28 protein-coding genes are annotated in these 23,095 nt (G+C 67.3%); 11 read left to right on the top strand and 17 right to left on the bottom strand.

The window, feature by feature from the left end:
- Positions 1–47 precede the first annotated feature (47 nt).
- Positions 48–680 carry an SGNH/GDSL hydrolase family protein gene (locus VQ03_RS04255; RefSeq protein ID WP_048449619.1) on the bottom strand — a complete coding sequence of 211 codons (633 nt, stop codon included), beginning with the start codon at positions 678–680 and terminating at the stop codon, positions 48–50.
- A 98-nt stretch (positions 681–778) separates the two neighbouring features.
- Positions 779–1,612 carry an alpha/beta fold hydrolase gene (locus tag VQ03_RS04250; RefSeq protein WP_245291957.1) on the bottom strand — a complete coding sequence of 278 codons (834 nt, stop codon included), beginning with the start codon at positions 1,610–1,612 and terminating at the stop codon, positions 779–781.
- Between the two features lie 145 nt (positions 1,613–1,757).
- Here VQ03_RS04250 and VQ03_RS04245 point away from each other — a divergent pair, with 145 nt between their 5' ends.
- Complete coding sequence (locus tag VQ03_RS04245; protein WP_048449617.1) at positions 1,758–2,252, top strand: 5' nucleotidase, NT5C type; 495 nt, start codon at positions 1,758–1,760, stop codon at positions 2,250–2,252.
- An 82-nt stretch (positions 2,253–2,334) separates the two neighbouring features.
- Here VQ03_RS04245 and VQ03_RS34455 read toward each other — a convergent pair whose 3' ends face one another.
- Together VQ03_RS34455 and VQ03_RS04230 are read right to left on the bottom strand one after the other, a co-directional pair.
- Positions 2,335–3,093 carry a hypothetical protein gene (locus VQ03_RS34455; RefSeq protein ID WP_245291956.1) on the bottom strand — a complete coding sequence of 253 codons (759 nt, stop codon included), beginning with the start codon at positions 3,091–3,093 and terminating at the stop codon, positions 2,335–2,337.
- Positions 3,090–3,470, bottom strand: a complete 381-nt coding sequence (locus tag VQ03_RS04230) for an SPW repeat domain-containing protein (RefSeq protein ID WP_048449616.1) — start codon at positions 3,468–3,470, stop codon at positions 3,090–3,092. Before VQ03_RS04230 ends, VQ03_RS34455 begins: the two co-directional genes overlap by 4 nt.
- 350 nt (positions 3,471–3,820) lie before the next feature.
- Between VQ03_RS04230 and VQ03_RS34965 the strand changes: the two genes are divergently transcribed.
- Positions 3,821–4,183 (top strand): SDR family NAD(P)-dependent oxidoreductase, encoded by a 363-nt coding sequence (locus tag VQ03_RS34965; protein ID WP_053078400.1) that lies wholly within the window; start codon positions 3,821–3,823, stop codon positions 4,181–4,183.
- A gap of 5 nt (positions 4,184–4,188) precedes the next feature.
- Positions 4,189–4,842: an SDR family NAD(P)-dependent oxidoreductase gene (locus tag VQ03_RS34960; RefSeq protein WP_280948437.1), complete on the top strand. Its 654-nt coding sequence runs from the start codon at positions 4,189–4,191 to the stop codon at positions 4,840–4,842.
- Positions 4,843–5,432: 590 nt separating this feature from the next.
- On the opposite strand, the gene VQ03_RS04215 is transcribed toward VQ03_RS34960, so the two are convergent.
- Positions 5,433–5,675 (bottom strand): hypothetical protein, encoded by a 243-nt coding sequence (locus tag VQ03_RS04215; protein ID WP_048449614.1) that lies wholly within the window; start codon positions 5,673–5,675, stop codon positions 5,433–5,435.
- Positions 5,672–6,382, bottom strand: coding sequence for a Crp/Fnr family transcriptional regulator (locus VQ03_RS04210; protein WP_048449613.1), 711 nt, complete (start codon positions 6,380–6,382; stop codon positions 5,672–5,674). The genes VQ03_RS04215 and VQ03_RS04210 overlap by 4 nt, the downstream gene beginning before the upstream one ends.
- A gap of 375 nt (positions 6,383–6,757) precedes the next feature.
- Between VQ03_RS04210 and VQ03_RS04205 the strand changes: the two genes are divergently transcribed.
- Together VQ03_RS04205 and VQ03_RS32695 are read left to right on the top strand one after the other, a co-directional pair.
- Positions 6,758–7,474, top strand: a complete 717-nt coding sequence (locus tag VQ03_RS04205; protein ID WP_048449612.1) for a Crp/Fnr family transcriptional regulator — start codon at positions 6,758–6,760, stop codon at positions 7,472–7,474.
- A gap of 117 nt (positions 7,475–7,591) precedes the next feature.
- Positions 7,592–7,894: a hypothetical protein gene (locus VQ03_RS32695; protein WP_157063950.1), complete on the top strand. Its 303-nt coding sequence runs from the start codon at positions 7,592–7,594 to the stop codon at positions 7,892–7,894.
- A gap of 40 nt (positions 7,895–7,934) precedes the next feature.
- Here the strand turns inward: VQ03_RS32695 and VQ03_RS04195 are convergent, their stop codons facing one another.
- On the bottom strand, positions 7,935–8,654 hold the full coding sequence (locus tag VQ03_RS04195; protein ID WP_245291955.1) for a Crp/Fnr family transcriptional regulator: 720 nt from the start codon (positions 8,652–8,654) through the stop codon (positions 7,935–7,937).
- A gap of 545 nt (positions 8,655–9,199) precedes the next feature.
- On the opposite strand from VQ03_RS04195, the gene VQ03_RS04190 reads away from it, so the two are divergent.
- Positions 9,200–10,057: a hypothetical protein gene (locus VQ03_RS04190; RefSeq protein ID WP_157063949.1), complete on the top strand. Its 858-nt coding sequence runs from the start codon at positions 9,200–9,202 to the stop codon at positions 10,055–10,057.
- Positions 10,058–10,142: 85 nt separating this feature from the next.
- Here the strand turns inward: VQ03_RS04190 and VQ03_RS35225 are convergent, their stop codons facing one another.
- Entirely contained in the window at positions 10,143–10,364 is a 222-nt protein-coding gene (locus VQ03_RS35225; protein ID WP_048449609.1) for a DUF6894 family protein, read from the bottom strand.
- Positions 10,365–10,872: 508 nt separating this feature from the next.
- On the opposite strand from VQ03_RS35225, the gene VQ03_RS04180 reads away from it, so the two are divergent.
- Genes VQ03_RS04180 through VQ03_RS04170 form a run of 3 tightly spaced genes read left to right on the top strand, consistent with a single transcriptional unit; the run spans position 10,873 to position 14,253 of the window.
- Complete coding sequence (locus VQ03_RS04180) at positions 10,873–12,090, top strand: hypothetical protein (protein ID WP_157063948.1); 1,218 nt, start codon at positions 10,873–10,875, stop codon at positions 12,088–12,090.
- A 34-nt stretch (positions 12,091–12,124) separates the two neighbouring features.
- Positions 12,125–12,838 (top strand): HAD family hydrolase, encoded by a 714-nt coding sequence (locus tag VQ03_RS04175; protein WP_425350029.1) that lies wholly within the window; start codon positions 12,125–12,127, stop codon positions 12,836–12,838.
- An 11-nt stretch (positions 12,839–12,849) separates the two neighbouring features.
- Positions 12,850–14,253, top strand: coding sequence for a sugar porter family MFS transporter (locus VQ03_RS04170; protein WP_048449607.1), 1,404 nt, complete (start codon positions 12,850–12,852; stop codon positions 14,251–14,253).
- A 33-nt stretch (positions 14,254–14,286) separates the two neighbouring features.
- Here VQ03_RS04170 and VQ03_RS04165 read toward each other — a convergent pair whose 3' ends face one another.
- The 6 genes from VQ03_RS04165 to VQ03_RS04135 form a co-directional block, all read right to left on the bottom strand.
- Positions 14,287–14,874 carry a YgjV family protein gene (locus tag VQ03_RS04165; protein ID WP_048449606.1) on the bottom strand — a complete coding sequence of 196 codons (588 nt, stop codon included), beginning with the start codon at positions 14,872–14,874 and terminating at the stop codon, positions 14,287–14,289.
- A 560-nt stretch (positions 14,875–15,434) separates the two neighbouring features.
- Positions 15,435–16,088: a hypothetical protein gene (locus VQ03_RS32690; RefSeq protein WP_157063947.1), complete on the bottom strand. Its 654-nt coding sequence runs from the start codon at positions 16,086–16,088 to the stop codon at positions 15,435–15,437.
- Positions 16,089–16,228: 140 nt separating this feature from the next.
- Positions 16,229–17,590, bottom strand: coding sequence for an NAD(P)/FAD-dependent oxidoreductase (locus VQ03_RS04150; RefSeq protein ID WP_048449603.1), 1,362 nt, complete (start codon positions 17,588–17,590; stop codon positions 16,229–16,231).
- A gap of 160 nt (positions 17,591–17,750) precedes the next feature.
- The gene (locus tag VQ03_RS04145) at positions 17,751–19,286 is read right to left on the bottom strand and encodes a glycoside hydrolase 5 family protein (RefSeq protein WP_245291954.1); all 1,536 of its coding nucleotides are present in this window, start codon (positions 19,284–19,286) and stop codon (positions 17,751–17,753) included.
- A gap of 117 nt (positions 19,287–19,403) precedes the next feature.
- On the bottom strand, positions 19,404–20,882 hold the full coding sequence (locus VQ03_RS04140; protein ID WP_048449602.1) for a protein adenylyltransferase SelO: 1,479 nt from the start codon (positions 20,880–20,882) through the stop codon (positions 19,404–19,406).
- A 356-nt stretch (positions 20,883–21,238) separates the two neighbouring features.
- Positions 21,239–21,631: an aconitase X gene (locus VQ03_RS04135; RefSeq protein ID WP_048449601.1), complete on the bottom strand. Its 393-nt coding sequence runs from the start codon at positions 21,629–21,631 to the stop codon at positions 21,239–21,241.
- Here VQ03_RS04135 and VQ03_RS35220 point away from each other — a divergent pair.
- The gene (locus VQ03_RS35220; protein ID WP_083467775.1) at positions 21,539–21,751 is read left to right on the top strand and encodes a DNA-directed RNA polymerase; all 213 of its coding nucleotides are present in this window, start codon (positions 21,539–21,541) and stop codon (positions 21,749–21,751) included. The genes VQ03_RS04135 and VQ03_RS35220 overlap by 93 nt on opposite strands.
- Positions 21,752–22,169: 418 nt before the next feature.
- Complete coding sequence (locus VQ03_RS04130) at positions 22,170–22,460, top strand: hypothetical protein (RefSeq protein ID WP_048449600.1); 291 nt, start codon at positions 22,170–22,172, stop codon at positions 22,458–22,460.
- Positions 22,461–22,483: 23 nt separating this feature from the next.
- On the opposite strand, the gene VQ03_RS04125 is transcribed toward VQ03_RS04130, so the two are convergent.
- The 3 genes from VQ03_RS04125 to VQ03_RS33630 all read right to left on the bottom strand — a co-directional run.
- The gene (locus tag VQ03_RS04125; protein ID WP_048449599.1) at positions 22,484–22,696 is read right to left on the bottom strand and encodes a hypothetical protein; all 213 of its coding nucleotides are present in this window, start codon (positions 22,694–22,696) and stop codon (positions 22,484–22,486) included.
- Positions 22,693–22,896 (bottom strand): hypothetical protein, encoded by a 204-nt coding sequence (locus VQ03_RS04120; RefSeq protein ID WP_048449598.1) that lies wholly within the window; start codon positions 22,894–22,896, stop codon positions 22,693–22,695. The genes VQ03_RS04125 and VQ03_RS04120 overlap by 4 nt, the downstream gene beginning before the upstream one ends.
- Positions 22,893–23,095: hypothetical protein (locus VQ03_RS33630; protein ID WP_048449597.1), on the bottom strand; the 203-nt coding region annotated here is incomplete at its 5' end. The genes VQ03_RS33630 and VQ03_RS04120, both read right to left, overlap by 4 nt.

Genomic DNA, 23,095 nt, shown 5'->3' with positions numbered 1-23,095 from the left:
ACTGAGAGGACACGTTGGCGGCGCCCTCGCGCCGGGGCGGTCGGTCCTCAGGGCCGCGCGATGATCAGGCCCCCGGGCAACCCGGTGTCCCGGCGCAGGAACGCCGCGATCGCCGCCGCGATCTTCTCCCCACCCTGAACCGACGGCTCGATCGGGTTGGCGAAGTCCGCATCCTCACCGCACAGCACCCGCAGGTCGAGGAGCGTGAGGCTCCGCGCGGCCGCCTCGCGCGTCACGACGTCGTTGAGGATCGCCAGGGCCGTCGCGGTCAGGCGTCGGTGGACCGGATCGGGATAGCGCGGGTCGTAGATGGTGCAGAGGGCCGTCGGGCGCCCGCGCGCCAGCACGGCGTCCAGCATCACGCGGTACTCCGCCCGGAAGCGATCCTGCGTGCTCGCGAGCCGGTCGATCGCCTCCGCCACCGAGCGCACCGGCCCGTCGAGCACGCCGGACGCGCGCAGGGCGTCGTTGCCGCCCGCGCTGACGACGAGGTGGGTCGCGTCATTCGGCAGGCCGGCGATCTGGCCCGGCACGTCCGCCAGCACCGCCCCGTCGACCGCGAGCAGTGTCGCTCGCTTGCCGGGCAGGAGGGCGCGCAGCTGGCGCACCACGTCGGGGCCGCCGCGCACGTAAGTGGCGTTGTCGAACACGGAATCGCCGAGCAGGACCGCGTGCGTCATGAACCTCTCCGTCCCAGGATTTCCGTCGCCTGTGCGCGCCGACACCCCTCGCGCGAGGAAGAGCACGGACGCTGCCAGAACCTCCCGCCGTCCCGGCCTCATCCGGTCAGGAAGGCTGTCAGCTCGGCCGCCACCCTCTCCGGCTCCTCGTGGTGGAGCCAGTGCGTCGCCTCGGGCAGCCACGCGATCCGGCCCTGCTCGCACAGCTCCAGGCAGGCGGTGGCGAGGTGGGGGCTGAGCGCCGGATCCTTGCGGCCCCACAGGATTAGGGTCGGAGCCGGGATCGGCGCGAGCTCGCGGCGGTCCTTCAGCCGCATCGCCCGGTACCAGTTGAGCATGCCTTCGAGCGCGCCGGGCTGCACCCAGGCCTCGCGGTAGCGGGCGATGTCCTCGTCCGTGAAGGTGCCCGGCCGGCTCGTCAGGTGCAGGGCCTGGCGCAGGGCGAGGAAATCCGCCGCACGCAGGGCCGCCTCGGGCAGGGCCGGCACCTGGAACAGGGCGAAGTAGACGACGCGCAGGGCCTGGACCGGGTGGCGGCGCGCATAGGCCGCGAGCACGTCGGGATGTGGCGCGTTCAGGATCGCGAGCCGGTCGATCCGCTCGGGGGAGCGCGCCGCGAGCCACCAGCCGACGATGCCGCCCCAGTCATGCCCGACGAGCCGCACCCGCTCGGCGCCGTGCCGGTCGGCCAGGGCCAGCACGTCGTCGGCGACGCGGTCGAGGTGGTAGGCGGCGATCTCCCGCGGCTTGGCGCTGCGGTTGTAGCCGCGCAGGTCGGGCGCCAGCACCCGCAGGCCCGCGGCGGCGAGCGGGCCGATCTGGTGCCGCCAGGCGAACCACGCTTCGGGAAAACCGTGGAGCAGGATCGTCAGCGGCCCGTCCGCCGGGCCGGAGGCGGCGACGTGCAGGGTCACGCCCGGCAGAGGAACCATGGAGAGTTCGGGGTCGGGCCAGGATGCCATGACGGAACCAGGAAGATGGTACGTGGCAAGGACGCCTCGGGCCTGCGCGGCGGGCATGGGCAACGTCCCCCCGCTGCGGCGGATCCCACCGCGAGGCGGGTGCGTTGGCGAGGTGATGCAGCTCTATCTCGACTGTGACGGCGTACTGGCGGATTTCGACGCAGGCGCGACTCGCGTGCTCGGCTGCCCGCTGTGCGAGTACCAGCAGCGCCACGGCCCTGCGCGGTTCTGGGCTGCACTCGCACGCGCTCCGGACTTCTACGGGCAGCTCCCGCTGATGCCGGACGCGATGGCGCTGTTCGATGCCGTTCGGCCCCTGGAGCCGGTGATCCTCACCGGGTGCCCGCGCGGGACCTGGGCGCAGCCGCAGAAGCACCGCTGGGCCGCGGAGCACTTTCCGGGCACGCGCCTCATCACCTGCCTGGCAGTCGAGAAGCGTCGCCACTGCCGTCCGGGCGACGTGCTCATCGACGACACGCCGACCCACCGCGCCCTCTGGGAGGCGGCGGGCGGCATCTTCATCCTGCATCGCTCCGCCCGCGCCTCGCTGAGGGCCCTGGCGGCTCATTGGCCCAGCGGTCCGTCCGGCGGGGAGCCCGTCGTCGCGTGACGTCGGCCTCGTGACCGCGAGGGAGGCCGGGGCCCTCGACGAGGCCCGGGGAATCGCGCCGCAGGGATCGCGGCGTGACCACTCAGCTCGTCGACTGGATGTTGGGATCGTCGCTCGGTCCGATCGGCGGCAGGGCACCAGTACCCGGCGTCACGCCCGGATTCATGTGGCGCGGATCGGCGTGCGGGCCCGCTGCGGTTATCCGCGACGAGGCGTCGCCCAGGCGCCGGAGGGTCTCCGGCGGCGTCTCGGCTTCGGTCGCCGCGACGGTGTCGGTGTTGCCGCCCGCCACCGCGTCGAGCCGGGCCCGGTCGGAGGCGATCCGGACGACCTCCGCCTGCCAGTCGGGCTCGCGGTCCATCCGGCGCCGCAGGTCGTCGGGCCGGGCGACGTCGAGGGGATCGTCCTGCCCGAAATCCTGGCCGTTGCGGTCGGTGTAGGGGTCGAAGTCGCGTAAGTTTCGGCGAGGCCGGGCAACCCTGCGGTCCGGTTCCGTTCCGGTCCGCTCCGGCCCGCGGTCGCTCATCGCCACCAGGGCGAGCTCGGCGAGGCCGAGCGCCACCAGGAGGGCGCGGTCCTCGCGCCGCTCCTCGCGCATCAGCAGTCCGGCGCCGACGACGGAAAGGGCGCTCGCCGCGTCGAGGGCGAGATGCGCCCGCATCGAGAGGACGGGCAGGAGACCGCCTTCGTGCCGCGTGAGGAGCGTGTAGGCGAGGTGCCAGACCGGTCCGACGCTCATGATCCGGCGGGTTCCGGGGCCGCGCCCCTTGGTCCGGCCGAGCGCAGCGATGAAGGCCGGGATGGCGTAGTCGCTGGCGGCGTGGAGGCGTCTGCTGATCACGCGGGGGCTCCCGTGGAGGTGGCGATGCGGTCGTCGCGCGCGGTGCGCGTCGTCAATCCCGCGCCGATCTCGAGGACGCCCATGACCACGTGCGGCCACGCCACCCGGTCGGCGAACCCGAACAGCCACGGCGAGACGACGAGCAGTAGTCCGGCCGCGATGTCGAGGCTGAGATGGACTGGCAAGGGAACGAGCTTGACGGCGGAGAGCTCGTAGTCGGTGCACAGGCTCATCAGCAGAAGCGCGGCACCGACAGCCTGCATGACGTACTGCGCCGCCGTACCGTCGGCAAAGCCGAGCAGGTAGGGCAGCGCGATGAGCACGAGCCCGGCTCCGTAATCGAGCATGGCGTGGACGCGTGAGGGAATGAACCGCATGGATCGCTCGCGAGAGGGGGCGGAACCTCCGAGCAAGGTCCGGCCCGGGGAAGATCCGCTTCATGCGCGGAGACGATCACCGGTGCGGGTGCACAGCTAGCCGAGAATGGACGATGGACGGTTTCCCGGAACGCCTCCGCGCCTGGTGGGTTGGCTGCATGCACAGCAGCACGAAAGTCGGCGTGTGTTCATTGATTTTCGTTAAATCGACTTCTTTTCGTGAGTCGGTGATTTTACGAATGTTAATCGTCGGGCAAGACTTGCTGGCCGTGTTCCAGCAGCGGCGTCGGCTTGCTCGATCGTGAGGCTGTGAGACAGGGCGCGCGTGCGACAGACAGCGGGGATGTGGCATGACGAGCAACGATAGGCTGAGCGATCACGGAGCGAGGGATCTGGCGGGACGGACGGTCGTGATCACCGGCGCGTCCAGCGGGATCGGATGGGCGGCCGCCCTGGCCTTCGCGCGCCGCGGCGCCGCCCTGGTTCTGGTCGCGCGTCGGCGCGCGCCGCTCGAACGGCTGGCGCGCCGTTGCGAGGACCTCGGCGCGAGGGCGCTCGCCATAGAGGCCGACGTGACCGATCCCGAGCGGATGCTTGCCGTCGCGGAGGCGGCGCAGGCCGCCTTCGGTGGTATCGACGTCTGGATCAACGGCGCCGGCCTGAGCCTCTGGGGGCGTTCGCCACCATCCCGATCGCGCACCAGAACCGCTTGATCGCCGTGAACCTGCTCGGCGTGATGAACGGCAGCCACGCCGCGCTCCGGGCCATGCACCCCCGCGGGCGCGGCGTGTTCATCAACGTCTCGTCCTTCGGCGGTCGCCTGCCGATGCCGTTCGCGGCCGCCTACAGCGCCAGCAAGTACGGCGTGACCGGGTTCACCGAGGCGCTCCGCGACGAGTTGGCGGCGACGAGCGCCATCGCGGTGTGCGGCGTCTACCCGGGCTTCGTCGACACGCCGACCGACATCCACTCGGCGAACTACACCGGGCGCGCCCTGCGTCCCGTCCCGCCCGTCCTTGCTCCCGAGCGGGTGGCCGAGGCGCTGGTGTCCCTCGCGCACCGGCCCCGGCGGTCGGTCCGTCTCGGACTGCACCACGCCCTTGCGGGTCCCTACGCGCTGGCACCTGACACGACCGGGCGCGCCGTCGCGAGCCTCGCCCGCCGGTTCCTTCTGGAGTCCGGCCCGAACGCAAAGCCGTCAGACGGGATCCTGTACGGTCCGATGCGCGAGGGGACTGGTGCGCGGGGCGGCTGGGGCCAGCCCACCCGCCGCCGGGCCGGTCGCGCCACCTTATCGGCCCTCGCCGGACTCACGATCCTGGCCGGCCTGGTGGGGTTCGCGCGGCACACGCTCGCAGGGCGGCCGTCGTGAATTCGCAGGGCGGTTCGGCGAAATCTCCCGTCACTGGTCGTTGAGCAGAGCTCCGGGGAACGGTCTGACCGATTGTATGCCATCCTGCGGAGAGCCTGGCGCATCGATCGGTCCGAAGTCGACTCGGTCCCCCAGGATCCGGCGCGCCGACATGATCTTCTGGAGAGTCTGCCGGTTGTCACCGCTGTGCCGCGCAAGATCCTCCAGGCGACGGAGTTCTTCGATCGTTCGTACGGTCAACGCGTCGTAGGATGCGTCATGATCATGCGCTAGTACCAGGACGAGATCGCTGAGTTCGCCGTCGAGTTCGACATGCGCTCGTTCCACTGTCGTCGATCCCTATGTGCCGGGTTGCTTCTGAGCCTTATCATGTACGGTACGCAAGTATACAATCATTAACCTATGCATAGAACGCTGCGAAATGTTATTCTCTGACATGCACGCGCGCAGGCACTCCCACATCGGTGAACGAAGGGCCTCGCGACGGAAACATGGAGCTCCATGAGGCTTGCAGCGCAGGCAGGTCATCCGGCCGTCGCGATGAGTTTCGGGTCCGGAGACAGGCGATTCAGATGGCATGATCCAGGATATCAATGTCGGTCCAGCCGATGGCGGATCCAATCCTGCGCCTCTCTCAGGTCGGCAAATTTGGGTTTCACAGGGTCGTCGGCGCCGTCGAACCCGGCTTCGAGAAACCATTTGCCCGCATCCTCCTCGTGATCGTCGGAGAGGCGGACCAGCACGGCGACAAGGAAGCCAGCTGCAAAGACCAACTGCCCTTCCGTGTCATGGCTGCCCGTTTTCACGCGGACCGGCTTGAGGTGGAAGGTCATGCGATTCTTCGTTCCAGATACAGGTACGCAGGATCAAAGTCGCATGAGTTGGCAAGTTCCTGCCATTTGTTAATTTCCAGCCTTCCGCCCTGGAGGGTGATCCAATCCTTACCGCGCAATTCCCTGAGCGTGCGATTGACGTGGACGTTCGACAGCCCGAGCGCATCGCCGATTTCCGATTGCGTGAGCGGCAGCCGGTAGGCGTGGTCCCGCGCGAGCCCCATCGCCTGCAGCTTGAGGTACAGCTCGCAAAACAGGTGTGCGACGGCCTCGCTCGCCGTGCGGCGCCCCAGCCCTGTCATCCAGGCACGAAAGATCGCTGCATCCACCAGCGTGTCGCGCCAGAGGATCGCCGCGATCCCCGGGAAGGCGGCCGTCAGATCGCGCAGTGGTTCGTGCGGGACGAACGCCACAATGGCGGAACTCAGGGTACACACGCCGTGGTCCATGACCCTCATGTGCAGGCTGTGCAGGTCGGGGATGTCGCCCGGGATGTGGAACGAGAAGATCTGGCGCTTGCCCTCGCTGAGGATCTGGTAGCGGCAGGCCCAGCCGTCCAGCAGCAGGCAGCATTGTGACGGCTTGTCCTTCTCGCGCACGATGTCCTGATGCGGGCCCAAGGGCCTGACCGTGACGGGCAGCTGCGCGATGGCACGCCTCTCCTCATCGGAGAGCTGCGCGATCCCGTCCAGCTTGCGAATGAGCATGTCCGTGGAGTGGTTCGGTATCGGGGCCACGGGGCCTCCCCTGGCTTTGCAGGTGGAAGCGCCCGTCTCTCCCTGCCATCGGCACCTGGCTCGACCTAACCGATGATGACCGTAAAATACGTCATAGATCGTCGCCGACAACCATCATATGTCATATCATTCTTTTCGGTGCGTTAGCGAACAATGGCTATAATAGTTGAATGCTGGGAGGTAAGGCGTCCTGTTGCTTTCCGAGATGGCGCCTGTTGAGCATCGAAACCTTGTTTCCCACCCCCCGGGGACCATTCTCATAAGCGAATGACGCGCGGGCCGTGAGGTGCAAGGCACGTCGTCCAACTGCTCACGGTCAGGCTCTGGCCCGATGCGGCGATCGGGATGACCATGGCCCACCCGTTTCAGAACTGCCTTCTCCGCGTGTTGCCGGAGGCCGATCTCGCGCTGCTCACGCCCCACCTCGTGCCCGTGCCGCTTGAGATCGGGGCGGTCGTCGTCGGCGTGAACGAGCCGTTCACGCACGCCTACTTCCCCGAGGGCGGCCTGGCCTCGATCATCTCCAAGACCCATGACCAGCGTAATCTGGAGGTCGGCATTTTCGGGCGGGACGGCATGGTGAGCACGGCCCTCGTTCTCGGCGTCGACCGTACGCCCCACGAAACCTCGGTCCAGGCGCCCGGGACGTGGCTGCGCATCGAGGCCGACCGCCTTCGCGGGGCGATGCGGCAGAGCCCTGCCCTGACCAGCGTGCTGATGCGCTACGTGCAGGCCTTCCTGCTTGTCCTGTCGCAGACCGCGCTCTCGAACGGCAGCTACACGGTGGAGGAGCGCCTCGCGCGCTGGCTCCTGCTCGCGCATGACCGGCTCGACGGCGACGAGCTTCCCCTCACGCACGAGTTCCTGTCGCTGATGCTGGGGGTGCAGCGCGCCACGGTGACCTTGGCCACCCACGTCCTGGAAGGGAAAGGCATGATCCGGGCAAGGCGAGCCCGGATCATGATTTTGGATCGCGCCAAGCTCGAGACGGCCGCGGGCGACACCTACGGTGTGGCCGAACGGGAATACGAGCGCCTGATCGGCCCATTCAGGAAAGCATGAGCCAAGACCACACCGTCGCCCTCCGCCTGGAGCTGATCTAAAAAAAACACGGAGATGCCCAGCGCGATGCCGGTCCCATCAAAGGGACGTTTCATCGCGTGCCTCGATTCGGGAAAGATGCTCCTGATGTTGCCGCTGGATGAGCTTGAAGTTCACCAGGAGCGCCTCGGCGTCGGCAGTCGGCAAACCATGGCGCCGCAGACGATGGATGAGGGCACGTTGATTCGCGATGTGGCACGCGCCGTCCTGAACGTGCCGCCTGATCATGTCGAGTTCGGTTTCACCTTCTCGCATCAAGTTCGTATAGCAAACGTCCTGCGGCCCGGCAGCATCCCTCGACCGCGCTTACGCGAGATGTTGCTCTGCCCATCGGGGGCGTCCGGGAGACGACGGCCAGGCGGCGTTTCCGACGTCGCATGATCGAGCATCCGCATGCACGGCGTGCCGGGCGCCGCCAGCCTCAATCGCTGTGATGATGGGGTAAGGGACGATCCGCCCTCCGGCACAGGGGCGCGATCAGGCGCTCGTACTCGGCCTCGGCCGGTCCATACGCGTCTCCGGCTGTGCCCTCCAGGCCGGCACGGTCGAGCACCCGAATGCGGCCGCGCCGCGCCTGAATGAGACGCGCGCCCTCCAGAAGCTGCAGCGCCAGCGTGACGGTGCTCCGGCGCGTGCCCAGCATCATCGACAGGAACTCGTGGGTGATCATCAGCTCGTCGCCGTCCTGACGGTCGTGATACATCAGGAGCCAGCGGGCGAGCCGCTCCTGAACGGGGGCGGTGGCGTTGGCGTGCGCCGTTTGAGCCGTCTGGATCAGGAAGGTGTGGGTGTAGCGCAGCAGGAGGCCGCGAAACGACGGAGAAGCGTCGATGATGGCGCGGAATTCCTCAGCGCCGATGCGATAGCCGTGGCCCCCTACCTGCATGAAGGTCTGCTGCGGGACCCGATCGGACCCCAGCACCAGGGCCGGGCACGCGAAGCCGTCTCGGCCGAACAGGCCGATCTCGACACGGTCGCCCTCCCCGGCGCTCACGATCACCGAGCCCAAGCCCGCCTCAATGAAGGTTGCGTGGGCCACTGGCTGCCCGGCCTCGATGAGGACCGTGTTGAGGGGCAGGTCGACGGGCTCCAGGTATGGCCGGACCTGCGCAAGATCGGTCTCGGAGAGGCTGGCGAGCAACCGGTTCTGGTAGGTGGGGGACGCAGGCACAAGCAGTCTATCTGGACGTGTTCGGCGAATGGCCCTGCCGCATACCGGATCGCCCGGCGAATACGAGAGAATTGTCGCCGGAGAGCGGGAACGGTTTGGAATCGCACAGTCTCAGGTCGCGGGTTGTTTGATCCAAGTTAAAAGCCTGCGAGATTTGACAGCCGCCTTTTTCCACTGCGTGCGATAACCGGCACACATACGATGCCCGACTCGTCGCAGCTCCCGGCGCGTCCCTGCACATTTCAGCCGCCGCTCTCCACAGAGCGACGGTTTTCACCTCACTTCCCGTGCATCGAGCAGTAAACACAGATTAAAATCTGGCCACTCGCTATGATCAAAGATCAAGACCAAGGAATTTTGCGTTTGCCCCAAGATTGTCGATGCCGTTCCGGCCCGATAAGGGCCATTCCACGCGGAGACGCTGCCGCTCAGCGGTACCGTCCGCCTCAGATCCGCGTTCGCTGCTCTCGTTCCAGGGGCGGATCGCCGGGATCGCATCCTTGTCGGGAGGTATGATGGTCAGAAATCTCGTCGTCGCCCGGGTTGGACGGAACTCGTTGCACCGATGCTGGATCGATCCGGGCAAGGCGCGGGAGTGGGACCTCTATCTCTGCCCTTTCCAGGACATTGCCTCGCAGGAAGACTTGCCCTGTACCGTCGGGGAGGTCCTGCCGGGCCCGAAATGGACAGGCCTGCGCACCCTGCTGAACGGATGGGACGGCTGGCGCGACTACGACTACATCTGGCTGCCGGACGACGAGATCCTCGCCGACCAGGACACCATCACGGCGATGTTCGCAGCGGGACGGGCGCTCGACTTCCAGCTCTTTGCGCCGGGCCTGCACGAGGCCTCGCACTTCGCGCACTACATCGCCATGCGCAACCGGCGCTTCTTCGCCCGGCGGGTCGGCTTCGTCGAGATCATGATCCCGTGCTTCAGCCGGGCCGCGCTCGACCGGTTGCTGCCGACCCTGGACCTGTCGACGACGGGCTGGGGCTGGGGCCTGGATTCCCTCTGGCCCAAGCTCCTCGACGATCGAGGGCTCGGCATCATCGACGGGGTCCCGGTCCTCCATACCCGCCCCGTCGGCCAGTTCCGGGACGCGGAGCTCGGGCGACGCGTCATGGCGGAATCCGACCGCATCCTTGCGGATCACGGGTGCGGGCAGCGCATGGTCACCTTCGCGGGTGTCGACCCGGACGGCCGGGACCTGGTCCTGAGTCCCTACGCGCTGCTGACGGATTTGGTCGAGGGGTGGCGCTACCTGTTTGAGCGCGATCCGCGGATCCTGCACTGGATCGTCGCGCAGCAGGAGCCATTCTTCCCCTGGCCGAGCTACGCGGTCGCGGGATCGCCGACCAGCCCCCGGTGAAACCTGCCTCGTCAGGGTCGCTGTCGTCGGGTTGGGGCCCTTGGTGAAATCCTGGCTGCCGGGATTGCAGCTGACGAGCGGCCTCTCAGACGACGGTGAAGTCGACGCGAAACAGGACGCGGCCGCGTTCATCGGTCACCTCCATGTGCCAGCCCTGCTCCAGCGGCACGCGCTCGGCCCCGTCGGCGATGAGCAGGCCAGCCATGCGGACAGCTTCGTGGCGCGCGGCCGCCCAACTCGGAAGCTCGACGCCCTCGTCATCCGGATGATTTCGGTTGCCGTAGGTATTGAAATGGAAGCGCGGCATACTACCCGTGGACAGCAAAAGGAGATATAGGGGTTCCGATCTTCGATCGCTGTCGCAACACCGCACAACAACGTGGATCAATGCTCAGGCCCCGATCCGGGTGGCTCGATCGAACACCCTGTCGGCAGCGATAGCCTGACATGGCCGCACACCAGAGCCGCATCAAGGCACGGATGCGGCCCATCACCCCCTCGGCCCGCGCTCTGTTCGGTATCGAACCGGATCATATCCAGACCCGGCAGGTTGGTCGTGCATCCAATCAAACAACCTGTGGCGAACGATGTCATACGTTAAAAACGCGTCCAACGACAACAAAGATGCCGACACTCTCCTCGGAGTGATCATGCGTAACATTCCAGCTGCCCGGCGCATTGCTGAGGCGAGCGGTGTCGGCATGCGGCGCGACAAGCGGCTGCCAGAAGCCTCCTGACGATCGCGGTACCGGGCGTCGACCGTGACGCCGGGCACCGGCAACCGGCGATGCCGCAAAGGCGAAGACCTCCTCATCATGCTCCACATCCATTTCGGCGCGGGCCGCCTCGGCCTGGGCCTGGTCGTTCCCGCCTTCCAATCCCCGACGACCGAGAGCGTCGTGCTCAACCGCGCCGTATCAAGCGCGAACGCGACCGGGACCACGGCCCTGGGTCCGGAGCGGCGCAACGCGCTGCTGCGGGACAACCCGGACCGGACCTACCGTCTACGGATCCTGGACGGTTCCGGCGCGCGATATGAGATCGTCGCCTACGCGGGCTTCCACACTTACGGGTCCGGCGACGTCGAGCTGCTCACCCGGCGGATCGCCGGGGCCTCGACGGCGAAGGCCAGGGGCGTCGTCGTCACAGCCTCGGTGCTGAAGCCCGAGAACTACGCGGCCGTCCTCGCCTGCCTGAACGCGCTCGCGACGATGCGAGAGGCGGGCGAGCCGGTCGGCCCGCTCTTCCTCGTCGCCTGTGAGAACACCGTCTCGGCACAAGACGTTCTGCATGGCCCGGCCCTGCCTGGCCAGGCGAGCGCGGCGGCACTCCGGCAGGTGATCCCGGTCGCTGCCCTCGTCGACCGGATCTGTGTCGGCCTGGAGGAGGATGCGTCCGGGCCGCACCCGACGGTCGCAGTGCAGGTCGAGCCCTACGCCTCCCTCAAGCTGGCGCAGGAACCGGGGACCGAGATCCTGCCCGATCTGTGCGCGGGCAGCGCCGTCGGCTTCAGCCGGCACCTTGAGGTCGAGAAGCAGATCAAGGGCTGGCTCCTCAACGGCACCCACTGGCTGATCGCCCTGCGGGCGTTCCAGGCGAGCGGCGGCGACCGAGACATGAAGCTCAACGAGTTCATCGCGACCTCGGCCGAGCAGCGCCGCCACGCCGCCGCGGTGATGGACGAAATGCGCGAGGGCGTCGCGCTGCTGCTGCGCCGCGACCCGGCCTATGCCGATTTCGTGCGCGACGTCGACGTAGACGGGTACCTCGCTGGCGCAGCCGCGGCCATCCTCGGGCGCTTCGTCGCCACCGAGGACCCGATCAGCCGCATCCTCGCCCGCTTCCAGGCGCCGGAGCCGGGCGATCCGAGCACGCTCGAAGCCTTCAGCCGCCGCTTCGCCGGCCGGATCAACGAGCCCTTCGACGCCTACGAGGCGCAGAACGGCACCCTTCCGCCGGCAGCCAGCCGCAGCCTCCTGAGCCTGCTGCACCTCGTCGAGACCGGGACCTTCATCGATGCCCCGGCGGGATGAGCCGCCGGACCCGCTCCACCGCCCACAGATCCAGGTGACTCGTTTGCAGACCATCCCCCCGACGGCCGCCCCGGGACCGACGCTGATCTTCGATTGCGACGGCGTTCTCATCGACAGCGAGATCCTCGTCTGCCGCCTCGTCGCCGAGGAGCTGAGCGCCCTCGACTACACGATCTCGACGGAGCAGGTAATCGCCCGTTTCGCCGGCCGCCCGGAGGGCGAGATGGTGGCTGAGATCGAGAGCGACCGCGGCCGCCCGCTCCCCCCAACCTTCTTCGAGCGGACCCGAGCCCGGACCGAGGCGGCCTACGGCACCGAGCTTCGGGCGGTGGCGGGCGTCGCCGACACGCTGGCTCGCCTGCGTGGGCCGGCCTGCGTGGCGTCGAGCAGCGCCCCGGCGAAGCTGCGGCGCGGCCTGGAGGCGACCGGGCTCCTCGCGCATTTCGGCGAGAACGTCGTCAGCGCGGCCCGGGTCGCCCGCGGCAAGCCGGCACCGGACGTCTTCCTGTACGCGGCGGGCTGGATGAGGGCTCCGATCCGCGACTGCGTCGTCATCGAGGACAGCGTGCCGGGCGTGACTGCGGCGCGGGCCGCGGGCCTGCGCGTCTTCGGCTTCACGGGCGGCAGCCACTGCCCGCCGGACCTCGCCGCGCGGCTCACCTCGGCCGGAGCCGAGGCGGTGTTCGGCGCCATGGCGGATCTCGAACGCCTCGTGCCCGGCGCCTTCGCGACCACCCTGGCGGCCTGAGGGGACGCAGCATGACCAGCTTCATGTGGCTCGTCGCGGTCACCGCGGCGATCGGCGGCTTCCTCTACGGGTACGACACCGGCATCATCTCCGGCGCCCTTCTGTCGATCAGCGCCGAGTACCAGCTTTCCCACGCCATGCAGGAGGTCGTGGCCGCCGCGATCCTGCTCGGGGCGACCATCGGGGGGTTGTGCACCGGCGCGGTCTCCGACCGGTTCGGGCGCCGGCGCACCATCATCGCCATCGCGGCGGTCTTCACACTGGGGGCGACGGCAGCGAGTCTAGCCCCGAATCCTTCGCTCCTGGTGCTCGCCCGCGTCGTGCTCGGCCTCGCCATCGGGGCGTCGTCGCAATCGATCCCGGCCTACGTGGCGGAGCTCGCCCCCGCGGCGCAACGGGGCCGGCTCGTGGTGGCGTTCAGCGTCGCGATCGGCCTCGGCATCCTGAGCGCCAGCCTCGTCGGCTACGGGCTGCACGGCGTCCTCTCCTGGCGCATCATGATCGCGGTCGGCGCCGTCCCTGCGGCCGTGCTGTTCTGCGCGATGTTCGCCCTGCCGGAGAGCCCGCGCTGGCTCGTCGCTCACGACCGCCGCGACGAGGCGCGCCGGGCCCTCGCCCGGGTCCGGCCCGAGGGCGCCGATCTCGATGCCGAGATCGCGGCGGTGGCCGAGGCGGTGTCCCGGAGCGCGGAAGCGCGGACCCGCGGCTGGCGCGGCCTCACCCGGTCCTGGGTCCGGCCTGCCCTCATCGCGGGTTGCGGCACCGCCGCCTTCACGCAGCTCGTCGGGATCGAGATGATGATCTACTACACGCCGACGCTGCTGAAGGGCGTCGGCTTCGGGGAGAGCGGCGCGCTCCTGACCAATGTTGGCATCGCGGCGATCTACCTCGTGATGACGGGTCTCGGCCTCGCCATCGTCGACCGGGTCGGGCGGCGGCGGCTCTCGCTGCTCACCCTGCCTGGCGCGGCCCTGTCGCTCGCCGCCCTCGGCGGGCTGTTCGCGCTCGGGCGGACCGGGCCGGACGACGCGCCCTTCATCATCGGCTGCCTGTTCCTGTTCATGGTGTTCCAGGCCGGCGGCCTGCAGGTGATCGGCTGGCTCACCGGCGCGGAAATCTATCCCCTCGGCGTCAGGGCCGCCGGGACCAGCGCGCAGGCGGCCACGGTCTGGGGCTCGAACCTCCTCCTGACCGGCACGGCCCTGTCCCTGATCCATGCCCTCGGGGCGGGCGGGGCGATGCTGGTCTATGCCGGCCTCAACGCCCTCGCGTTCCTGTTCGTGCTGAGCTTCCTGCCCGAGTTGAAGGGGCGCACCCTCGAGGAGGTCGAGGCGGCCTTGCAGGAGAGACGGTTCACCCCGCGCCACTTCGCGGCCGAACCCGCCGCCCGCCCCGAGGCCGCGACGGCGACGTGAGGAGCGGATCGCGCCGGCTCGGGACCGACGTCCTCACGCCGGCACCGCCCTTCCACCTGTCGTCGCCTGCAGGACCCCTCGGCCAACTCCGCCGCGCCAGAGCGCGACGGTCAAGGTCGTGATCGAGAGCAGGTCGCAGACGAGGCCGCAGACCGACCCGACCACGATGTTGTGGCACAGCCAGCACAGGCTCGCCCCGAGGAACAGGCCACGCAGCCCCTGCGCGGTACGCCGCAGCCGTCCCGCGGTCGAGAGCAGCGTGCCGATGCCGGCGAAGACGGAGGGCCATCCCGTCCAGGTCGCCAGCATGATCCCGATGACGAGGAGGAACACGGCGCCGAAGAGGCCGGCGAGACAGCGCGGCACGCCATCCTCGCGCACGAAGCGCGCCGCGAGCAGATTCTGGCCGACGGCGATCGCATTCATCGCGGTCGCGGTGGGCGAGCCGAGGAAGAGATAGTGGATGCCGAAGCAGGTCGCGGCCGCCGCCGAGACCATGAGGATCAACCCCCGCCGGGGCATCAGGCCGGCCGTCGCGCCAAGCGCGAGGCCGGCCGTGCCGAACACGTCGAGATGGGCTCCGGCGGCGAGCCAGAGGGACGAGATATCGAGGGAGAACATGAGAAGGGTTCCGCACGCCCATGCGGGGCGCGGGCCGTCTGCTCGGGGAGGGCGATGTCGATTTTGCGGAGGAGAGCGTGCGGGATTGCGGCGAACCGCGCGCCGACCCGGGGCACGAAATTCGTGTGGCCGGGAGGCATCGGATGGAGGAGGTCGGTTCCGCCGGAGGCTGTGATGTCCTCGCTTGGTTTGAGCGTCTTGTTTTCCAAGAGGCAGGGCCGCTGGGCGACATCGCCGTGGCCCTCTCGGGCGAAGAGCACCGTTTACATCAATCCGATGGGCAGCACTGGCCTCTTCAACTGGCTTGAGGAGCGTCGGGACGGTTTGCACTGTCGGCACCCGTCTCGATCTAATCAGTCGTCGCGCTTGCTGGTTTCAAGACGCCGTGTCCGACATCATCCTCGACGATTGCGACAAGAGGCTGATAGCGGCTTGTATATGGGTCATTTCGCGGTGACCGATCACATAGCGGACGGGAACGTCATCGCCCCATGAGCCGGTGAAGGAGTCACCCACCTGTCCTTCTCAGGACATGATGGGCGACTTGTCGACGGACGGAGCTACGGTTTGTAGCGGTCTGCCGGCGAGGGTCGATCCGGATCGCTCGCAGGACCCTGCACCTCGGTGAGCCGCCGGTTGCTCAAGGAGCGATCGCCCTGCTCAATGTGGTCGGGATCGCTCTGGCTCGGGGTGCCGGGGCTCGCGCCGACACTCCGCTTCGCGAACCCCTCCACGCGATCTTCGCCTTTCTGCTCGGCCATCGTCAGCGCCCGTCGTTCTTCAGAGAGCCGCTCGGCTCGCCCTTGGTCTGGCCACCGCCGGTGCCGATCGAACCGACACTCGCAGCCGGTGAGCCACCAGGACGCGTGCCGCCGGGCTGAAGCGGGGTCGCGAGGCCGCTCGGGGCCTTCGGTGGATCGGCGGAGGAGAACCCTTTGTTCGGGCTTTCGGGCTTTCGGTCGTTCATCGGCAACCCTCCGGATGATCGATGGGTCAATCAGCGGCGGGTACGGCGGTTTCAGCGGAGCCGCAATCTGTTCGCTCACTGACGGCTTCCGAGCCTCGTCGACGTAGCCGCCGAACTCGGGCAGGCCGAGATGAGCCCGCAGGGCCTCACGACAGACCGTCTGGGATCGCGGCTCGACCACGACCGGTGCTGCCCTGTCGCGATCGTGGCGGCCGCTCTCGCCGTCCTTGATGCCGAGGTTGATCAAGCGCGTGCGCTCGGCTTCATCAGCACGTCGGCCTTGTTCCAGGCTTCGATGATGCGGTCCGCGTGAGCGACGTATCGTCTTGCCCCGAAATGGCGGCAACCCGCCATCGATACAGGCTGATGCCGGGATGTGCGTGATCGTCAGCCCCAGACCCGGCCTGCCTGGGGCGTGATTCCGGCGTTCTCGGCAGGCGTGGCAGCCGATGGCTGTCCAGACGAGCCGGCTGGCTCGGCCTCGGCCTCGGCCGGGTGCGCGTTGGCAGGCTGCGTGATCAAGCGGGAGCGGCGCCCGAACGTGACGTAGTCCCACAACCAGCTGAATGCGACTGCGATGCGATTGCGCAGCCCGATCAGGAAATAGACGTGCGCCACGCCCCAGAAGGCCCATCCGAGGGACCCTTTGAGCGTCAAGCGGCGCAGCCGGACCACCGCTGCCTTCCGCCCGATGGTCGCGAGATCCCCTTGATGGCGGTAGCGGAACGGTCCCGGGAGAGGCTGACCCATGACGCGAGCCGCGATCACGGACGCCGCGTAGCGGCCCATCTGTTTGGCCGCTGGCGCGATCCCAGGCACCGGTTTCCCGTTCTCATCCGTCACGGCGGCGGTATCACCGACCACGAGGATCTCAGGCAAGCCGGGAACGGTGAGGTCGGGAGACACCTTGACCCGTCCGGCGCGGTCGCGGTCGGCTCCAAGCCAGTCGGCGGCCGCGGATGCCGCGACGCCGGCCGCCCACACGATCGCACCGGCCCTGATCGAGCGATCTCCGATCGAGACGGTTTCAGGGCCGATGGAGGTCACCGTCTCCCCGGTCAGAACCTCGACGCCGCGCCGCTCCAAGGCACGCCTGGCGTACTGGCTCAGTGGCTCCGGGAACGCGGCCAGGGGGCGTGGACCAGCTTCGACGAGAAGCACGCGTGCTCGCGTCGGGTCGACATTCCGGAAGTCACGGGGCAGCGCGTCATGCGCCATGTCGGCGATCGCACCGGCCATCTCGACCCCGGTCGGACCACCACCGACCACCACGAACGTGGTGAGCGCCTGCCTCCGCTCGGCGTCGTCCTCAAGCTCGGCGCGCTCGAACGCGAGCAGGATGCGGCGCCTGATTTCCGTCGCGTCCTCAATCCGCTTCAATCCCGGAGCATGAGGAGCCCACTCATCGTGCCCAAAATAGGCGTGTGTGGCCCCGGTTGCGATGATCAGCTGATCGTAGGGGAACGTGCCGCCGCCTGTCCTCACCCTACGCCGCTTTGTGTCGATCCCCTCGACGTTCGCCATCAACACGCGGGCATTTTGTTGCCCTGAGAGGATCCCACGAATTGGCCACGCGACGTCCGCCGGCGTCAAAGCGGCCGTCGCGACTTGGTACAGAAGCGGCTGGAAGCAGTGGTGGTTCTGCCGGTCGAGGAGCGTGATCTCGACGGGTGCGCGGCTCAGAGCCTTGGCGGCCTCCAAACCTGCAAATCCGCCTCCGATGATGATCACGCGACAGGTATTCGTCATGAGCTATCCTGGACAGACGCCCAGCCAACGAGCGCTACCTAGATCAGTTCCTAGAATTACGACCAGAAGGCCGTGACGGAGCACACAGAAATCCCCTGGGTCACTCAACCGTAAAGAATAAGTCCGTCGACCGGCGAGTGGCAAGACGTCGAAATGAGGCTTAAACTCGCTTCACCGCCAGTGCGATGTCCGTGATGAATGGTCCTGTTTCCACTTCGGTCAGCATCGAGCCGTTGGCAGTCACCTCGCATGTTCTGCGCAGGAGTCCAGCCTCTGTGTCCCAAGCTATAACGGAGTAGCGGCCGGATCGCAGGCCAGGGAGCGAGAGGCGAGCTGAGACGGATCGCACATCCCGACACAACTGGCCATTTTCTGCGATTGTGTTCGTCCGCAGGCACCAGACAATTGCCTGTTCTGTGTCTCCACAGGCGAAAACCGCCACCTCTTGCTCTGAAATGTCGACCTCCTGGCTCAGGTTGCGCCGCCGGAAGCGGTTCCAGTCGATCAATCGCAGAAAACCGGAGAGGCTACGCTGAGCCGCCCGCATCCCTGCCGTGAGGCGGTGTGGATGTCGGTTCGGCCAGCGCATCCCACCGCCAACCCCGCCACTCGCGAGATGGACCCACTGCAGATGGCGAAAGTACTCGTCATCGAAGCTGGCGTGCAGCGTGATGTGCCGATCCTTGAAGCTGTGGATCGGGCCGTGCTCCGTGTCGAGAAAGGGCCGGCCGTCATGAATTTGGGCCAAACTCTCGCGAACGATCCGTCCCATGGCGATCGCGGGATCGACGGTGTTTCGCGGGTCGTCGATGGTCCCTTCGGCGTAGATATGGATCGTCGCAAAGTCGAGATCGGGATGACGGAAGATCGGCTCCGCCATCGGCAAATGTGGTCGCCACAGAAGTTCAGGCCCGAATAGTGACACCGTTTGCGGATGACTACGTCCGTATAGCCTCATCTCGAGCGCGCGGACATGCTGGCTCAAATCGGCGATGAAGGGAGCGAAGCCATCGGCACTGTCCTCCGCATGCGCCGGGTGAATCTCGTTCCAGAGATCCCACCCGAACAGCACGCCGGACCCGCCCCAGCGCTCGACCGCAAAGGCAAGCCTGTTCTTGATCGCGGCACGCACCGCCTCGTCGAGGAGAAAGCGGGAAGGATGAGCAAGTGGTCCGCCGTTATGACGATTGTAGGGATGGTGGCGCCAATGCAGCCACATCCAGAACGTGTCGAAGGGCGTGAGCAAAATGCGGAGCCCCACCTTCTCGCACAGCGCGAAGAGGTCGTCCCATAGCCGAACCATCGCTGGCACAAACCGGCCAACAGGTTGCTCGATGTAGCGGTGACGGACCTGAGCATATTCGAGCATCAAGCGTAGACAGGTGACACCGTGATCGGCCAAATAGTAGAGGTAAGCTTCAACGGCAGGGAGGTCGCGACGGCGAAAGAGGCCGGCGAGTTCGACCCAGCTGATTGCGTCGTTCTGACCGACTGGCGTCCAAGCAGCGCCTGTCTCGGTGGCGAAATATGGCGCGCCAAATTTCCCAACTTGGATCCAGGGTAGCGGTCGGGGCTCACGGGCCTCAAAACGACTACTTGTTTGGAAATTTGCAATACGATTTTTCTCAAAATATATTAAACTATCAGCGACTACTTCTAAGTCGTAATTATGAATATGTTTCTCGTAATCATTCATTTTACAACAGTTTCTCGGGCATATCCCCATATTTCTTCGGCACTATCTGAGATGAGGTGCTCGCGAAAGTCGTTAATCCGATCATTTTGGTTACTGTCTGCTTAATGGTCGCCTCGATCAAGTTCCGCAGAACGTCCGATACCCAATGCCGCCACCTTTCGGGGCCTCGGCGTAGCGTGCATGTATCGGCTGATCGTCGTATGGTCTTGAGATGACTGCCAGAAGATCCTCGAAAGGGGCGAAATCCGCTCGCTCGATTGCAGCTTCGATCATCTCCTCCACGCGGTGATTGCGCGGGATGAAGGCCGGATTGACCGCGCGCATGGCGGCCGCCTTGGAGGCCGCGTCGCCCGGCTCCTCGGCCTGCCGCTGTCGCCAACGAACGGCCCAGCGGTCATACGCGGTCGGATCGACGAACAGGCTGCGTACCGCCTCATCAGCCTCGGCCGCCTCGCAGGCTCGGCTCAGGTTTCGGAACATGAGTGTGAAATCGGCTTGGTTCTCGGCCATCAGCTTGAGGAGGTCTCCGGCCAGAACTGGATCTCCATCCTGCATGGTCGCAAGACCGAGCTTGCGATTGAGGCCGCGGTGGAAGGTGGCTTCGAACCGCGGCCCGAAACTGCCGAGGGCCTCTTCGGCCTCGGTCACGGCTCGGGATTCGTCCGTGTCCAGGAGCGGCAGCAGGGTCTCCGCCAGGCGGCTCAGGTTCCACAACGCGATCTGCGGCTGCGCACCGTAGGCGTAGCGTGCATGCTGGTCGATGGAGCTGAAGACGGTTCGAGGATGGTAGGCGTCCATGAAGGCGCAGGGGCCGTAATCGATGGTCTCACCGGCGACTGACATGTTGTCGGTGTTCATCACGCCGTGGATGAAGCCAACGAGCAGCCATCGGGCGACGAGATCGGCTTGGCGCGCGGCGACCTCGGCGAGGAGGGCACGATACGGCTTCTCGGCCGCGCTGGCCTCCGGGTAGTGCCGCTCCAGTACGTAGTCGGCCAGCGCGCGTAGGCCCGCGATGTCATCGCGCGCGGCGAAGAACTGGAAGGTACCGACACGGATGTGACTGGCCGCGACGCGGGTGAGCACCGCGCCCGGGAGCAGGGTCTCGCGGACGACGCGTTCGCCCGTCGCAACGGCAGCCAATGCGCGAGTGGTTGGTATGCCGAGAGCCGCCATGGCCTCGCTGATCAAGTACTCGCGCAGCACCGGCCCGAGGGCTGCTCGCCCGTCTCCCCGGCGGGAGAACGGCGTCGGACCAGAGCCCTTTAGTTGGATGTCACGGCGCTGGCCGTCACGGTCGAGGATCTCACCAAGCAGGAGGGCACGCCCGTCGCCGAGCTGCGGCACAAAATTCCCGAATTGGTGGCCAGCATAGGCGGTGGCGATCGGCTCGGATCCCTCGGCGATGCGGTTTCCAGCCAGGATCTCGGTGCCCTCCGGGCTCGCAAGCCAGTCTGGATCGAGGCCGAGTTTCATCGCGAGCGCGCGGTTCAGGTGGATCAGCTGCGGCCCGGCAACGGGCGTCGGTCGGGTGCGTGCGAAGAAGCGGTCAGGGAGGCGGGCGTAGCTGTTGTCGAACGGGATCTGGGGCTTCATGCGCGCACATGGGTATGAGGAGGCAGCGAAGGGCCAACGGTGAGAGCAGCGTCGGGTTCAAATCGGCGGCTCGCCGCACTCAGTTCTCATACGGCCTTTCAGGCTTGTCTGTATGGGAAACGAACCTTTCCAGATACCCAGAAGGACCGCCGGCGCTGATGTGCTTGACGCGAGAGCCCGCCACGCAACGAATGCCAGGAAACTGCGCCATAGAATCGAATGTCCGGAAAACCCTCACGATCGGACACTCCCTACAGCAGCCGGCAGGGGTCGCTTTGGGTCAGCAGCGTGGATTGGGTCATAGGCAGCAGTTCACAACATCGATGCGCCCAAGCGATCCGGCCGGGCCGCACGCATCAGGCCAGCCACTCCGGCACAGTGACCGGTGCCCGGCCCGAGACGAGTGCATCGGCACAGTCGGTCAGCGTACCGAGGCGCACCGCGCAGCCCGAAAGGCCGGGACCGTAATGGGCATATTTGCCCGAGGTCGTGATCACCGTCCTGGCATGGGCCGGGAACACGGGCCGCGAGATCGAGCACCAGCAGAGGTCGGGGATCATCTCGACGCCTGAGGCCGCAAGGCCCGACCGCGTGCCGTCAGCTTCGGCGGCTGCGAGGACCTGCCGCCCCACCGTGACGATCCCGGCGACGCGAGGATCGCGGCGTCGGCCGCCGAGCGCCTCAACGAGCAGACGCCGGACCTCGACGCAGCCTCGCAGCTCCGTGGGATCGCGCCGAACTTCGTACACTCGCTGGACGCCGCAGCTCTCACACTGAGCCTCATCTCGGCCAAGGTGCGAGGCATCGCCGCGTTCACCTCAGTGCATGATGCTTACGGGATCCGAGGAGGCCATAGTCGCCGAAGCTGACGCGAGGGGAATTACCTGCCCTCACCGCGCGCGGCAGGATGCTGCCTTTCCCTTGGGACACCACGGATGCGCGAGCCCTACATCGCGCCTGCGCACGTCGCCCAGGCGCTCCTCGCCGCCGACCGGTGCGGCGACTTCGAGGGGATCGTTGCGATCCTCCGAACGCTGCCAGGCGTCATCTACGCGGAGGAGAATGCGGGGGCTCCCTTGTGGATGTGTGGGCGGCCGGGACACGATGCGGCGACCTGCGCCGGCCGCACACGATCCCCTATCTCTGCGACGCCTTCGGCATCCCGTACGTGCCCGAGGCCATCCTTTGACCGGCGTCCTCCCATCAGCTGTAGGATGACCCGCACGCAGGCAGCCCCGCACTCTGACGGGCTTGCCTCCGCGCCTGGGCGGACCCAGAATCGCGCACATGACGACCGAGATCTCCGCCGACGCCCGGCTCGTGATCGCCCAGTGGAAGGGCCGCCCCGACGCAGTGCTCCACGTGATCCACGACGTGTGCGTGCCCGCCGGGAGGATCGCCGATCACAGCCTGATCCCCGCGGTGGAGGAGGTCCGCGCCGCGGGGCTGACCGATCTCGTGTGGGACGGCCACATCCTCACGAACGCCGGCAAGGCGCTTCTGGCCGCCCTCGATCCGGGCGCGCCATGCGGCGTGCCCGGGGGACTGCCCAAAGCGCCGGGCGAGCCGATCGAGTAGGGCGGCCGAGGGGGCGGGCAGGGTCACCGCACGATCTCCCAGCTGTCGCTCTCGATCCAGGCCTGCCCGAGAACCGGGTTGTCTATGACGTCGCCGGCGCGGTGCCAGATGTCGGACACGGTCGCGATCTCGATGAGGTTGCCCTCAGCGGTCTGATACAACTTTTTCGTGCAACACTCGGGGCAGCGCGTCGTCGCCCCCTCCCGCATGGCCTTCATCGCTTCGAGGATCATCATCCCTTCCTCCTCAAGGCAGCCTGCGCCCTCGCGCAGGAATCCCGGCACTCCGGCTCGCCGACCGCCCGCTCCTGGCAGGCGTCCTGGCAGGCCTGGTAGGCAGCCATCCCTCGGGCGAAACGAGACCCCTCGGAGGCCTCCGGCAGGTAGCGGGCTACGGCCTGGCGGGCCCGGGCCGGCGCGGTGGCGGGGGCGCTCATACGGCGACGGGCTCCGGATGGAGCACGTTGAAGAGGTCCAGGGTCCGCGCAGCCTCGCACCAGTTGGCCCACGCCGTGGCCTTCGCCTCCTCGGACTCGGGCGCCAGCTGTCCGGTCCGGCGGTCCCAAACCTCATGGGCGCGCGCCAGCTTCACCTCGGTGACCGCCTCGTCGAGGAGGGCCTGCAGGCCCCGGCGCG

Source organism: Methylobacterium tarhaniae (assembly GCF_001043955.1).
Classification (GTDB): domain Bacteria; phylum Pseudomonadota; class Alphaproteobacteria; order Rhizobiales; family Beijerinckiaceae; genus Methylobacterium; species Methylobacterium tarhaniae.
The sequence above is the reverse complement of the archived record's forward strand: the minus strand, read 5'-3'. Positions and strand labels throughout refer to the sequence as shown.

Coding starts and splice junctions, on each gene's coding strand:
- VQ03_RS35225 (WP_048449609.1), bottom strand. CDS start 10,364: ATGCCGCGCTTCCATTTCAATACCTACGGCAACCGAAATCATCCGGAT.
- VQ03_RS04170 (WP_048449607.1), top strand. CDS start 12,850: ATGACCAGCTTCATGTGGCTCGTCGCGGTCACCGCGGCGATCGGCGGC.
- VQ03_RS04180 (WP_157063948.1), top strand. CDS start 10,873: ATGCTCCACATCCATTTCGGCGCGGGCCGCCTCGGCCTGGGCCTGGTC.
- VQ03_RS34965 (WP_053078400.1), top strand. CDS start 3,821: ATGACGAGCAACGATAGGCTGAGCGATCACGGAGCGAGGGATCTGGCG.
- VQ03_RS04255 (WP_048449619.1), bottom strand. CDS start 680: ATGACGCACGCGGTCCTGCTCGGCGATTCCGTGTTCGACAACGCCACT.
- VQ03_RS04250 (WP_245291957.1), bottom strand. CDS start 1,612: ATGGTTCCTCTGCCGGGCGTGACCCTGCACGTCGCCGCCTCCGGCCCG.
- VQ03_RS04210 (WP_048449613.1), bottom strand. CDS start 6,382: ATGCTCATTCGCAAGCTGGACGGGATCGCGCAGCTCTCCGATGAGGAG.
- VQ03_RS04145 (WP_245291954.1), bottom strand. CDS start 19,286: ATGAATGATTACGAGAAACATATTCATAATTACGACTTAGAAGTAGTC.
- VQ03_RS32695 (WP_157063950.1), top strand. CDS start 7,592: ATGCTCCTGATGTTGCCGCTGGATGAGCTTGAAGTTCACCAGGAGCGC.
- VQ03_RS04140 (WP_048449602.1), bottom strand. CDS start 20,882: ATGAAGCCCCAGATCCCGTTCGACAACAGCTACGCCCGCCTCCCTGAC.
- VQ03_RS04120 (WP_048449598.1), bottom strand. CDS start 22,896: ATGAGCGCCCCCGCCACCGCGCCGGCCCGGGCCCGCCAGGCCGTAGCC.
- VQ03_RS04245 (WP_048449617.1), top strand. CDS start 1,758: ATGCAGCTCTATCTCGACTGTGACGGCGTACTGGCGGATTTCGACGCA.
- VQ03_RS04130 (WP_048449600.1), top strand. CDS start 22,170: ATGACGACCGAGATCTCCGCCGACGCCCGGCTCGTGATCGCCCAGTGG.
- VQ03_RS04125 (WP_048449599.1), bottom strand. CDS start 22,696: ATGATGATCCTCGAAGCGATGAAGGCCATGCGGGAGGGGGCGACGACG.
- VQ03_RS04205 (WP_048449612.1), top strand. CDS start 6,758: ATGACCATGGCCCACCCGTTTCAGAACTGCCTTCTCCGCGTGTTGCCG.
- VQ03_RS04190 (WP_157063949.1), top strand. CDS start 9,200: ATGGTCAGAAATCTCGTCGTCGCCCGGGTTGGACGGAACTCGTTGCAC.
- VQ03_RS04165 (WP_048449606.1), bottom strand. CDS start 14,874: ATGTTCTCCCTCGATATCTCGTCCCTCTGGCTCGCCGCCGGAGCCCAT.
- VQ03_RS04230 (WP_048449616.1), bottom strand. CDS start 3,470: ATGCGGTTCATTCCCTCACGCGTCCACGCCATGCTCGATTACGGAGCC.
- VQ03_RS04150 (WP_048449603.1), bottom strand. CDS start 17,590: ATGACGAATACCTGTCGCGTGATCATCATCGGAGGCGGATTTGCAGGT.
- VQ03_RS04215 (WP_048449614.1), bottom strand. CDS start 5,675: ATGACCTTCCACCTCAAGCCGGTCCGCGTGAAAACGGGCAGCCATGAC.